Source organism: Flavobacterium calami (assembly GCF_038290035.1).
Classification (GTDB): Bacteria; Bacteroidota; Bacteroidia; order Flavobacteriales; family Flavobacteriaceae; genus Flavobacterium; species Flavobacterium calami.
Genome location: NZ_JBBYHS010000002.1, coordinates 153,784 through 167,402, shown reverse-complemented (window position 1 = coordinate 167,402; position 13,619 = coordinate 153,784). Strand labels below are relative to the sequence as shown.

9 protein-coding genes are annotated in these 13,619 nt (G+C 32.8%); 3 read left to right on the top strand and 6 right to left on the bottom strand.

All coding sequences use genetic code 11. From position 1 onward, the window contains the following. Positions 1–122 precede the first annotated feature (122 nt). Entirely contained in the window at positions 123–1,400 is a 1,278-nt protein-coding gene (locus AAEO57_RS02175; RefSeq protein ID WP_341689091.1) for a replication-associated recombination protein A, read from the top strand. A gap of 15 nt (positions 1,401–1,415) precedes the next feature. Here the strand turns inward: AAEO57_RS02175 and AAEO57_RS02170 are convergent, their stop codons facing one another. The 4 genes from AAEO57_RS02170 to AAEO57_RS02155 are packed head-to-tail and all read right to left on the bottom strand — an operon-like array spanning position 1,416 to position 4,016. After that, the gene (locus tag AAEO57_RS02170; protein WP_341689089.1) at positions 1,416–2,165 is read right to left on the bottom strand and encodes a hypothetical protein; all 750 of its coding nucleotides are present in this window, start codon (positions 2,163–2,165) and stop codon (positions 1,416–1,418) included. A 2-nt stretch (positions 2,166–2,167) separates the two neighbouring features. Then, positions 2,168–2,854 carry a YjjG family noncanonical pyrimidine nucleotidase gene (locus AAEO57_RS02165; RefSeq protein WP_341689087.1) on the bottom strand — a complete coding sequence of 229 codons (687 nt, stop codon included), beginning with the start codon at positions 2,852–2,854 and terminating at the stop codon, positions 2,168–2,170. A 3-nt stretch (positions 2,855–2,857) separates the two neighbouring features. Continuing rightward, the gene (radC, locus tag AAEO57_RS02160) at positions 2,858–3,547 is read right to left on the bottom strand and encodes a RadC family protein (protein WP_341689085.1); all 690 of its coding nucleotides are present in this window, start codon (positions 3,545–3,547) and stop codon (positions 2,858–2,860) included. 4 nt (positions 3,548–3,551) lie between these two features. Beyond that, positions 3,552–4,016, bottom strand: coding sequence for a GNAT family N-acetyltransferase (locus AAEO57_RS02155; protein WP_341689083.1), 465 nt, complete (start codon positions 4,014–4,016; stop codon positions 3,552–3,554). A 92-nt stretch (positions 4,017–4,108) separates the two neighbouring features. Here AAEO57_RS02155 and AAEO57_RS02150 point away from each other — a divergent pair, with 92 nt between their 5' ends. Next, positions 4,109–4,750 carry a DUF1287 domain-containing protein gene (locus AAEO57_RS02150; RefSeq protein WP_341689081.1) on the top strand — a complete coding sequence of 214 codons (642 nt, stop codon included), beginning with the start codon at positions 4,109–4,111 and terminating at the stop codon, positions 4,748–4,750. Between the two features lie 147 nt (positions 4,751–4,897). On the opposite strand, the gene AAEO57_RS02145 is transcribed toward AAEO57_RS02150, so the two are convergent. Together AAEO57_RS02145 and AAEO57_RS02140 are read right to left on the bottom strand one after the other, a co-directional pair. Further along, positions 4,898–6,253, bottom strand: a complete 1,356-nt coding sequence (locus tag AAEO57_RS02145) for a UDP-N-acetylmuramate--L-alanine ligase (protein WP_341689079.1) — start codon at positions 6,251–6,253, stop codon at positions 4,898–4,900. 64 nt (positions 6,254–6,317) lie between these two features. Continuing rightward, complete coding sequence (locus tag AAEO57_RS02140) at positions 6,318–7,010, bottom strand: tetratricopeptide repeat protein (RefSeq protein ID WP_341689077.1); 693 nt, start codon at positions 7,008–7,010, stop codon at positions 6,318–6,320. Between the two features lie 130 nt (positions 7,011–7,140). Between AAEO57_RS02140 and AAEO57_RS02135 the strand changes: the two genes are divergently transcribed. Further along, positions 7,141–13,539, top strand: coding sequence for an alpha-2-macroglobulin family protein (locus AAEO57_RS02135; RefSeq protein WP_341689075.1), 6,399 nt, complete (start codon positions 7,141–7,143; stop codon positions 13,537–13,539). Positions 13,540–13,619 lie beyond the last annotated feature (80 nt).

Here is a 13,619-nt window from a genome sequence, read left to right as displayed (position 1 = left end):
TCAAAAAACCTTCCAAAAAATATTTACTGATAATTTGTCAGCAAAAGACAAACAACAGAAAACTAAAACAAATAGCTTCTTAAAAAATTTAAATTAGTAATTGAAAATAGTAATTTTACAAAATGGAAGCACCTTTAGCCGAGCGCATTCGCCCACAGAAATTAGAAGATTATATTAGTCAAAGTCATTTGGTCGGACCAAACGGATCATTAACGCAGCAAATTTCAAAAGGAATTATTCCGTCATTGATTTTTTGGGGACCTCCCGGGACCGGAAAAACAACTTTGGCACAAATTATAGCACAGGAATCAAAAAGACCTTTTTATGTATTAAGTGCAATAAATTCGGGGGTAAAAGACATTCGCGATGTAATTGAAAAAGCCAAACAAAGCGGCGGTCTTTTTACAGCCAAAAATCCGATTCTATTTATCGATGAGATTCACCGGTTCAGTAAATCACAGCAGGACTCACTTTTGGCAGCTGTCGAAAAAGGCTGGATTACCCTTATTGGAGCAACAACCGAAAACCCAAGTTTTGAGGTTATACCCGCTTTGTTATCCCGTTGTCAGGTTTACATTTTAAACGCCTTTACAAAAGACGATTTAGAAGCCTTATTACACAGAGCAATGAAAACCGACACATTTTTGGTTTCTAAAAAAATCGTTTTAAAAGAAACCGAAGCACTGTTACGCCTCTCTGGTGGTGATGGCCGAAAACTACTCAACATTTTTGAATTGGTTGTAAATGCTTCTGCAGATGATGAAATCATTATTACAAATGACAGAGTTCTTAAACTTGTTCAACAAAATACTGTTCTATATGACAAAACCGGAGAACAGCATTATGACATTGTTTCCGCTTTTATAAAATCAATAAGAGGAAGCGATCCGAACGGTGCTGTATATTGGTTAGCGAGAATGATCGAAGGTGGCGAAGATGTAAAATTTATTGCCCGAAGAATGTTGATTTTATCCAGTGAAGATATTGGAAATGCGAATCCTACAGCTTTCATCATGGCAAACAACACTTTTCAGGCTGTTTCAACCATAGGCTATCCTGAGAGCCGAATTATATTAAGTCAATGCGCTATTTATTTAGCTACTTCTCCCAAAAGTAATGCATCATATATGGCCATTGGAAATGCCCAACAACTGGTTAAACAAACAGGTGATTTACCAGTTCCTATTCATTTACGCAATGCGCCAACAAAACTAATGAAAGAATTAGGATACGGTGAGGACTATAAATATTCTCATGATTATGCTAATAATTTTGCTGAACAGGAATTTTTGCCTGATGCTATAAAAGAAACGGTTCTTTATAATCCCGGAAGCAATTCCAGAGAGAATAGCAACCGCGAATTTTTAAAGAACCGCTGGAAAGACAAATATGGTTATTAAACCCTATTTTATATTTTAGAATTTAACTGAAACTTTTTCAGAAACTAATTTATCATCTTTATAATATTCAAAAAACCACTGATTATCTTTAGCATTTAGAGTTCCCTGTACTCCGTCTTTTATAGCAATAAACGAATCGGGACGAGAAGTTTTCATTAATTTCATTACTACTTTTGGTGTCTTATCAATTAACTGGTAACCCGTTTCTGTTGGTTGTGCATATAACAAGTTAGGATCCGAAAGATTCGTAACTGGTGCTGAAACAGCTGAAACAGCAGGAGCTGCAGAAACAGCTGCAACACTAACAGCAGGTGTTATTGCTGAAGATACTACTCCTGTTTTTCCATTATATTTGTAATGCAAATTATTTATCGAAACAAAAGCCAAATCAAGGCATTCGCGGTATGCTGTTTCAAAATCTTTCTCTTTACTTTTACCTGTTTCCGAGGTATATACTACTTTTCCATAGCAATCCTTAAGTTCTACAAAAAGTTTTGTCACCAAAAAAGCATTATCTCTTTTTACATCTGCATATAACAAATCACAACGGTTAATTAATTCTGCAGGAAGCTGGTCATTTTCGTAATAAGCTTCAAATCCTGCCTTAACTAAATTTGCTTTTGTCTGAGTTGACAATCTGTATGGATTTATACCTTTAGCAAATTCAAATTTTATAGGTACAATAACTGCTTTAAAGTCGTTTACAGATTGCGAAAACCCTAAAAAGGAAGCAAAAAGAAAAAGCAATAAAAATTTAATTTTCATAATTATAAATATTTTTTAAGTTCTAAAAGATTGTTTATTTGTTTAATATTCGCAGGTGCATTCACCTTTTTATCATTGAAAAAAATAGCATCCAAACCCGCATTCAAGGCGCCATTCACATCTGCATCCAGACAATCGCCTATCATAACACAATTTTCTTTTGCAGCCTGCGCAAGATTAACGGCATAATCAAAGATAATACTATTTGGCTTTTTTACACCAGCCAATTCAGAATTTGTAATTGTTTGGAAATAACCTGAAAGAGCTGCATTGTTTATTTTTTTATCCTGAACACTGGCAAAACCATTGGTAATGATATGCAAATTATATTTTGGTTTTAAATAATCCAAAACTTCAATAGCTCCTTCAAAAAGGTGATTATTGTCTGTCAAGAATTCAATATAATCATTTGCTATCTCATTAATATCTCCATCAGAAACAATCATTCCCAAAGCATCAAAAGAGAATTTCAATCTGTTATAACGCAATTCCTGATGTGTAATTTGATCATTTTGATATAATTTCCAACAGGCCTGATTTACGGGAATATATTTTTCTATAAAATCCTGACAATTGATTTCAGGAAATTTACCTTCAAAGATTCGGTTAAAAGCTAATTCTGAGTTTCTGTCAAAATCCCACAATGTGTGGTCCAAATCAAAAAAGACGTCTGTAATATTTGCATTCATAATTTATAAAATTCCTTCATCCGCAAAACTATAATATTTTGTTTCAGTAATAATCAAATGATCCAAAACTTTAACATCTAACTGATCTCCGGCCAGCTTTATTTTCTTTGTAATATGCTTATCCGCTTCACTCGGAATCAATCCGCCTGAAGGATGATTATGACATAATATCAGACCAGTTGCACCATTTTCTAACGCAAGTTTAAAAACAATTCGAACATCCACAATAGTGCCTGAAATACCCCCTTTACTTAATTGAGATTTCAAAATCACCTTATTAGAATTATTCAGAAAAAGCACCCAAAATTCTTCATGCGGAAGTTCACCAATAATAGGCTGCATGATTTCAAAAACAATTTTACTGGATGTGATTTTTGCTAACTCGACAGTATCTTCTGCCCTTCTGCGTCTTCCTAATTCAAGTGCCGCGATAATCGCAATGGCTTTTGCCTCCCCTATTCCTTTAAAATTTGTCAGCTGCGGCAAAGACATTTTACCTAAAGAATTTAACGTATCTACACTTGCGAGAATCCTTTTGCTTAAATCAACTGCCGATTCATTACGGCTTCCTGAACCAATCAAAATGGCAATCAGTTCAGCATCACTTAAAGCATTTTTACCTTTCAGCATTAATTTTTCTCGGGGACGGTCGTCTTCAGACCAGTTTGTAATTGGAAAATGTGTTACTTGCATTTGGTTAAAAATTAATGTTTTTGCTCATACAAACACTATTTGTATTGCCCACATAAGGTTCATAGTTGTCAATTATTTTAAATCCAACTTTTTGATATAAAGTAATTGCTTCAATTTGTTTATACAGTGTTTCTAAAATCAAAACCCCGAAGCCTTGTTCGATTGCCTTATTTTCAACTTCCTTAATAATTAGCTGTGCCAATCCAAGTCCTCTTGCTTCAGGTAAAACAAACATTCTTTTCAGTTCAGCCGTAGTATTATTATACTTTTTAAAGCAACCACAACCTACTGGTTTGTCGTTTAGATATAACATAACCACATTGGGGTTGAATTCTATCAAATTATTTTGCCAATAATCCGTTTTTAATTCCGGGTAGCGTTCCCACAAAAAAGCATCAAAAGTGTTGTATAAAAATATGAAATCAGGATTTTCGCTTGTTGTATAAACAACTTTAATTTTTTCAGGCATATAGTTTCATCAATATTTTCAAAAATAAGAAAAATCATTCATTAAAAACTCATTTGTTATTTTGATAATCATTAATTTTAAAACAAAAAACAATGAAAGCTATCTGTCTCATTTTTATTGTACTCTCCTTTTTTTCCTGTAATCAAAAAGAAAGCAACAAATTAACCTTTAGTGCCGCCTCTAAAACTGTTGTAAAAACTTTTGAAGAAAAATTATCCGAAGCAGCAATTTCCATAATTGATCCATCGATACAATATGACCCTGCTTATTTTGCCATAAAATACCCCAATGGCGACATACCGGAAGGAAAAGGAGTCTGCACCGATGTAATAATCAGGGCGTACCGGAAACTGGGAATCGATTTACAAAAAGAAGTTCACGAAGACATGAATGCAAATTTTGCAGTATATCCTAATTTAAAAAAATGGGGAATGACAAAAACCGATACAAATATCGATCATCGCAGAGTTCCTAATTTAGAAGTTTTCTTTGAAAGAAAAGGAACAAAACTACCTGTTTCTGAAAATGCGAAAGACTATAAAACAGGAGAAATCGTTACCTGGGTGATAAAAGACAAATTACCTCACATTGGAATTGTCACAAACAAAAAATCAGATGATGGAGAACGTAACCTTATTGTTCATAATGTTGGTGGTGGTCAGGTATTAGAAGATTGTTTATTTGCTTATAAAATTGTGGGACACTTTAAATACGAAGGGATTCAAATTAGATAATTAGAAATTTGTCAATTAGATAATTTAAAAAAAATGACGACTGAAAAACAAGTGTACCATTATCTAATTTCCCCTTAATTCTAAAACAAAAAAAAGTGCCAACTGAAACAATTGGCACATTATCAAATTATCGATTAACTTATTAATTTACTCAATCAAAGTCTTAACTTCATCAAAGTTCAAGCCTCCGTAATTTCCTGAACTCATCAACAATAAAGCTGAATTGTCCAGATTTAAATTGAATAGATATTCTTTGAATTCAGCTGGATTGGTATAAATAATCAAATCTTTTCTATTGAAAGAAGTGGCGATTTGTTCGTAAGTCACTTCTTCTAATTGCTTAATTTTTACCGCATCCGGAGAATAAAACACAACGGCAATATCTGCATATTCAAGTGCTCCTTCATATTCTTTTAAGAATTCGGCATTTAAACTACTATAGGTATGCAATTCTAAACAAGCCACTAAAGTTCTGTCTGGATATTGTTCTTTTACCGCTTTTGTAGTGGCCGCCACTTTACTTGGAGAATGTGCAAAATCTTTATAGGCTACTTTACCTTTTCCCTCAGCAATTTTTTCTAAACGTTTTGATGCACCTTTAAAACTTGCTATTGCTTCATAAAAATCGGCTTCATCAACCCCCATATTTTGGCAGATCCATTTGGCTCCAGCTAAATTATTCAAGTTGTGAGCCCCGAAAACCTCGATCGGCATATCGCCTTCGGGCGTTTTTAACAACGTTACACCATCACTTACCGAATATTCCGGCGTATGATAAGGAAGTTTACGAATTGGATTTGTTGCGGCCTCTGAAACACGTTTTACTTCTGGATCATTTTCGTTATAAACTAAGATTCCGCCATTTGTAATTTTAGAAATAAAAATTTCAAACTGTTCTACATAATTTTCATACGTTGGAAACACATTGATATGATCCCAGGCAATTCCCGAAATCAGAGCAATATTGGGTTGGTACAAATGAAACTTCGGACGACGGTCAATTGGAGATGATAAATATTCATCTCCTTCTAAAACCATAAAATCATTTTCTTCTGTTAAATGAACCATCGTATCAAAACCTTCCAGCTGTGCTCCTACCATATAATCTACTACAATATTGTGGTAATGCATGACGTGCAAAATCATCGATGTAATGGTCGTTTTTCCGTGAGAACCTCCAATTACAACACGGGTTTTATTTTTAGACTGTTCGTATAAAAACTCGGGATACGAATAGATTTTCAATCCTAATTCCTGAGCTTTCAATAATTCCGGATTATCTGCTTTGGCATGCATTCCAAGAATAATGGCATCAATATCTGAAGTAATTTTTTCAGGAAACCATCCCATTTCAGCAGGAAGAATTCCTTTTTTCTCTAATCTTGATTTTGAAGGTTCAAAAATAGCATCGTCGCTTCCTGTTACCTGATATCCTTTATTATGTAATGCTAACGCTAAATTGTGCATCGCACTTCCGCCTATGGCGATGAAATGTGTTTTCATTTAAAATTTCAATTTTTAAGTTCCAAATTCTAATTGATTTCAGAATTCAGTATTTGAGATTTGATTATTTTGAGTCAAATTTTCGTTTTAATTCCTGTGCTTTTTTAGGCTCTTTTAATTTGTTCAAATATAAATTATATAATTTTTGAAATGTAATTTTTGAATTGCCAATTTCATGTGCTTTTTTATAATTTTTTTCCGCCGAATCATATCTTTTAAAATATTCTTCGATTCTTCCTTTTGACAAATATCCATCGACAAGCGAAATTTTCGCCAATTCATTTGAATAAGAAATTGCTTTTGTTTCGCTGCCTCCTAGAATTCCCGGTAATTGCAGATAAATTTCAATCAAAGCCCATCGTGCAGGAATATGCTTCTGATTGAGACTAATCGCTTTTTCGAAAGCTTCCCGCATATCGTCTACCATTCCGAAAGCCTTTATTTTATTAACTTCATTGGCTCTCATCGCCAGACAGCCTCCAAATTTATAAAAATAATCAGCCTCAGCAGGCTTTAGCTCTTTCAGTTTCCTGAAATATTCTGCTCCTTCCATCCATTTTTTTTGATGCGCTGCAATTTCTCCCAAATATTCCAGAGTTTTTATATCTGAAGGTTTTGTTTTTAAAATTCCTTCAAAAAGATTTTGAGCTTCTTCATACTTTTTGGCATGAAATAGCTTTTCGGCTTTTTCAAAATTCGATTGTGGCCAAATCAAAATTGGCGCAAGCAAAAAAAGAAGCTGCAGAAGTTTTTTCATAACTCAAAAATAAGGAATTATGAAATGCATATTTGCTTTTAGATATAAATTAGTAATTTGTACGAAAATTATTTAAAACTTTTTTTGCAACCTTTTTAAGAAACTAATCTCTAAATAGTAAAATCACTTTATGAAAAATATACTTTTTGTTTTCCTGCTTTTTTCGACAACTTTATTTGCACAGCAAAATGATAAAAAATGGAAGAAAGCAATTGCTTATGAGAACGAAGGCAAAATTAAATCTGCAAATGAGGTTGTTACTAAAATTTATAAAAAAGCCGTTGCTAAAAAAGATGAGCCACAAATGATAAAATGTTTTTTTTATCAATCAAAATATCTTCAGATACTTGATGAAAATGCAAAAACCAAAATTGCAGAAAACTTAAAAAAAGATATCAATAGAGTTTCAATACCTTCAAAAGCGATTTTGAATCTCATTTATGCCAAACATCTAAAAAACAACTACAATTATTATGATGACGTATACGCAGTTGTCGATAGTGCAGTGGCATATGTAGACAGTGCAGCCTCAGTTGTTGATAGCGCAGCTGCTCTTATCGATGAAGCGGCTGCAACGATTGACAGTGCATCTGTTACCGGAATTAAAATTCAGGAAGTTGATTCTGTAGCGGTTCCGGAATCTGATTATATTACTTCGGATCTTGTTTCTGAAAATGATGTAGTTCTTACTTTCGAAAAAACATTAGAAAATGAAGAAATTTTAAAAAAAACGCCATTAACACGTTATAAAGATATTTTTGATTTTCCTTCGCTTGAAAAATTTAAAGAGGAAAATTTATATACTTATTTAGTAAAAGAAAATATTACTTTTTATAAAGAGAGGATAGAGCGTTGGAAAATTGACCATACTACTTTAAACAATCATAAAGAAGAACTTTTAGGAGATTCAGATTCATTTTTAAAATTCAATATTGATTTAGTAAAAGATGAGAATGCCAGGAAAATTGTGTCTTTATATCAAAAACTGGAAACAGATAATCCTTCATTAGAAAATCAGTTTGAACGCGCACAATTTTGTTCTGAAATTTTACTTGATTCGGCTGAAAGTTTTAGTTCTTATTTAGATCGACTGGCAAAAAAAGCGACTAAAAATGATCTTATTCAGAATATAAAACTAGCAAAAGCTAAAGTTTTACTGGAATTGGCTTCTAAGGAAACATACCCTAACAATAAAGTTGAAGCCTTGGCATTACTTGATGAAATTATAAAAAGTGATGACAAATCAAATACATCAAAACTAGCTTCTGTTCAAAAACAAAATATACTATCAAAATTTCTCTCTGTTGAACTTGTAAAAAACAGCTATGAAAATGAAAATACAAGAGCTCACATAAGTTATAATAATGTAAATAAACTAACCATTTCTTTTTATAAGATTGATTTATCTCAAGCTTTTAAATTTGAAGAAGGATCTGAAATTAGAAAAGACAGTTTGGTCAAATTGATTCTTCAGAAACAAAAGAAAATTAGTTCTGAAACTTATAATTTGATTGATAAAAAAGATTACTTCCACTATTCGACTGAAGTATTATTACCAAAATTACCCAAAGGAAACTATTTGGTTTATTTTGAAAGTGATTCTGATGCAAAAGAACAAAAAGCATTTGGTTATGAAACTATTGCTGTTTCAAATATTTCAGCACTTGTTTCCAGAAAAGATCAAACCGAAACCTATCAGGTTCTGGATCGAAAAACAGGAAAGCCGCTTGAAAATGTTACCATTCAACTTCAGAATGAAGTAAAAAAGACAAATATTGACGGAATGGCATCATTTAAAACAAGCTCCAATCAATATGCATATGATCCCAGAAGAATCAAATTTATTCTTGAAAATGACAGTATCGTAATTCCTAAAAATTACATTCAATATGCTGAAGAATATAAAATACCTGAAAATAAAAGAACAGATGCAAAAGTCGAATTCTATTTAGATCGCGCTATATACAGACCTGGTCAAACTGTTTATTTTAAAGGTATTGCTATTCAAAAGAACAAAACTAAAACAAGCGTTATAGCCAATATAAACTATAAGATTATCGTTACGAATGGCAATTATCAAAAGATAACAGAATTTGACGTAAAGACAAACGAATATGGATCCTTTTTTGGAGAATTTGTAATTCCTAAAAATGGAATAACAGGTGGTTATCATATCGGGGTTTATCGTCCTGAAAATATTGAAAAAGCCGACGAAACATTTTGGAACAATACAAATCTGGAAAATTCTACAAGATATTTTGACGTTGAAGAATACAAACGTCCAAGATTTGAAGTCACTTTTGATTCTAAAAAAGAGAGCTTTCAACTTAATGTGCCAGTCAAAATAAAAGGAAATGCAAAAGCTTTTGCGGGAAGTTCTATTTCAGATGCTGTTGTAAAATATACGGTATCAAGATATACTACTTATTTTAGAAATTATTACGGTCGTGAAGAAAATGAAACTTTGGCTGTTGGAGAAACTAAAACAGATGCTTCGGGAAAATTTACTATTGATTTTACACCATTACCTTCAGAAAACAGTTTAAAAGAAAATTTACCGGTTTTTAATTATGAAATCGAAGCTACAGTAACTGATATAAACGGCGAAACGCATACGGCTCACACATCTATAAAAATTGGATATCATGATTTAATATTGAATGCGCAAATTCCGAATCGCATTGACACCAAAGAAAAAAACGAAATTACGCTAAGCAGCACCAATTTAAATGGTGAATTTTTGGCTGTTAAAGGTGAAGTAAAATTGTATTTTGTAAGTCCGTTTTCTAACAAATTTAAACCTGCAATTTTTAACAAACCAGAACTGGAAATAATTTCTAAAGAAGATTTTGAAAAATTATTCCCTTATGAAATATCAGAAAACTCAATTAATAAAGAACATTCTGAAACCTTATTATTCTCCAAAAAAGTTGATACAGAAAAAGACAAAAAAATAGTTTTAGACTTTATTTCGAATTATAAATCCGGAAACTACAAAATAGTATTTTCAGCAAAAGATACTTTTAATAATCCTATCGAAACGACTTCAAACTTTAGCATTAAACAAAGTAAAGATAAATACGATCCAAGTAAATTATTTACCGTAGAACAAGTTAACGCTGATCCTAAAAAAGATGGTTATGCTTTAATAAAAGTAGCATCGGTTATTCCAGAACTTTACCTTATAACCAATGCCAACTATGAAAATAAGATTTATTTTGAAAACGTTGTTCATTTGAAAAATCACGAAACAACGATTAAAATTCCTTTGAAAATTGAATTTGAAAAACAAATAAAAATAGGATTTGATTGTGTATTTGAGAACGAAATTTTTACAGATGAAATTGCAGTTTCTTTAAAAACGCAAGAACCAAAATTAGAATGGACTGTAGAAAGTTTTAGAACTAAAATACAACCAGGAAGTCCTGAAAACTGGTCATTCAAGTTAAACGGACTTCATACTAAAACGGAAGCCGAAGTGTTGGCTTCGATGTACGACAGCTCTTTAGATCAGTTCACTGTTACAGAATGGGAATTATTAAAATTTAATAGTTACAATTACAATCGTGCTAATTTTAAAACTTCAATAGGTTTTGAACAAATCTATTCTAATGTTAATTATTTAAACAAAGCATATCCATGGTCCAATTTAAAAGATGAAGAAATTAGGCTAAAATGGTTTGGTTTTAATTTTCATAACAGTAGATATGGAGAATCACTGGCCATTACGATTGTTGATATTAAAGATAAAAAAGTAGGCAGTGAAACGATCAAAGGAGATCCAGATGCTGTACTAACAGTTGATGAGCCTGTTGGAGCCGGAGCAAGTAACGTTGTAGTCGATTCTGCTGCAGCAAAAGTAGATATGGTTCGATTTGTGAAACCTGCTTTATTAGCCGCATCTTCAAGTCCCGAATACTATTTTCAAACGAATAAAGTAAAATTTATTCCGGGCAAAAAGATTATTAAAGGATTATCATCCGTTGCTATTGACTCGTCAACATTGTATATTATTGATGGCGAAATTTCATCTGAAAGTAATTTCAACAAAATTAATCCAGATGATGTTATAGATATAGATTTTTTGAATGGAAATGAAGCAACAACACTTTACGGAAGCAGAGCGGCAAACGGTGTTGTAATTGTCACAACAAAAAAAGCATTAGAAGCATTAACGCAAGTAAAAGCTAGAAAAAACCTTTCGGAAACCGCATTCTTTCTTCCAAATTTAAAAACAGATTCTAAAGGGAAAGTGAGTTTCAATTTTACTTCGCCTGAGGCATTGACTGCGTGGAAACTTCGTTTGATAGCACATAATAAAGATGCTGTTTCAGGCTATTTGGAAAAAAGTGTGATTACACAAAAAGAATTGATGGTTTTACCGAATTTCCCACGCTTCTTTAGAGAAAAAGATACGATTGTTATTAGCGCCAAAATTTCGAATGTTACCGCCGAAGCCAAAACCGGAATCGCAAGCTTACAGTTTTTTGATGCCGCAACCATGCAGCCAATTGATGCGAAAATGCTGAACGCTAAAAACATTAACAACTTTACAATTCCGGCTTTTGGCAATACAACAGCAAACTGGACGATTACAATTCCTGAAGGTCTACAAGGTGTTCAGTATAAAATCGTAGCCAAATCGGGTAATTTCTCTGATGGGGAAGAAAACATACTTCCGGTTTTGACTAACAACATGCTCGTAACTGAAAGTATTCCGGTTTGGGTCCGTGAAAATTCGACTAAAGAATATACGTTTGAAAATTTAAAAAACAACAATTCAAGCACTTTAAGAAATCACCAATTTACTTTAGAATATACGTCAAACCCAACGTGGATTGCCATTCAGTCACTTCCTTATTTAATGGAATATGAACATGAATGTGCCGAACAGACTTTTGCCCGATTTTATGCCAATGCGCTGGCTTCTGAAATTATTTCGAGCAATCCTAAAATCGCAACTGTTTTTGAAGACTGGAGAAAAAATGGAAAACTGAATTCCAAGTTAGAAGAAAACGAAGAATTAAAATCGATTATTCTGGCAGAAACACCATGGCTGAATGACGCATCACAAACCGAAGACGAAAAGAAAAAGAATCTGGCTCTTTTATTTGACTTGGAAAAAATGAAAACATCTCAGGAAGCCACTTTTGAAAAACTAAAAAAGAAACAAAATAGTTCCGGAGGTTTTCCATGGTTTGAAGGTGGCGATGAAAGCGAATATATTACCAGACATATTTTGGCAGGTTTAGGACATTTATCAAAACTGAGTAAAGATGAAAACAGTACTTCAAAAACTGATGAAATTGCCAAAACCGGAATTCCATATTTAGATCAAAAGTTTTTAGAATACCATAAAACGAGAACCGGTAACTTAAAAAAAGGAGAAAAACTATTGTGGCTTAATCCGTATTCTGACTTGCATTATCTTTATACCAGAAGTTTTTATTTAGAGAAACACCCACTTTCAGATACTTTAAAAAAAGCGACTAAACTCTATTTCGAAAGAGCAAAAGAAGAATGGCTTAATTATTCGATATATGAAAAAGGTCTTACGGCATTGACTCTAAATCGTTTTGGAGAAAAAGAAACCGCCAAAACAATTATCGAAAGTCTGAAAGAAACTGCCTCCAATAACGAAGACTGGGGCATGTACTGGATTAGCAATAAAGCTGGCTGGTATTGGTATCAGGCTCCAATTGAAACTCAGGCTTTATTGATCGAGGCTTTTGCCGAAGTGACTCACGACACCAAATCTGTTGATGCAATGAAAGTCTGGTTATTAAAAAACAAACAAACTAAAAACTGGCCAACGACAAAATCTACCACTGAAGCGATTTATGCTCTATTGATGCAGGGAACCGACTGGCTTTCTGTAAAGGACAATACAGTTATTAAAATTGGGGATGAAAAAATCCTAACCAAAAAATTAGCTGAAAACGAAAAAGAAGCTGCAACCGGCTATATCAAAATGAACTGGAAAGCTGAAGAAATGAAAAAAGAAATGGCTTCGGTAAAAATTGAGAATAAATCTAAAGTTGCAGGATTTGGAGGTCTTTACTGGCAGTATTTTGAAGATTTGGATAAAATAAAAAATAACTCCGGCGCGGTTTTATCGGTTTCGAAAGAATTATATCTGAAGAAAAATACTTTGAAAGGTGATGAATTAGAAAGAATCACAACTAAAAATCCTTTAAAAACAGGTGATTTGGTCACTGTCCGATTAGTTATTACTACTAAAGAAGATGTAGAATATATTCATTTGAAAGACATGCGTGCTTCTTGTTTTGAACCTGTAAATGTACTTTCACAATATCAGTACAAAGATAGATTGGGTTATTATATGAGTACCAAAGATGCTGCGACACATTTCTTTTTTAATCAAATCAACAAAGGAACTTATGTTTTAGAATATGACATCAGAGTAAATAACAGCGGAGAATTTTCTAATGGAATTACAACTATTCAAAGTATGTATGCTCCTGAATTTGCAAGTCATACTAAAGGAATTCGGGTGAAAGTGAAATAATCAAAGTTCCAAAAAAGAAAATTCCAAATTCCAAAGAGGGTAATTTTTCTTTTTGTCAGGTTGAGCGGAGTCGAAGCTTT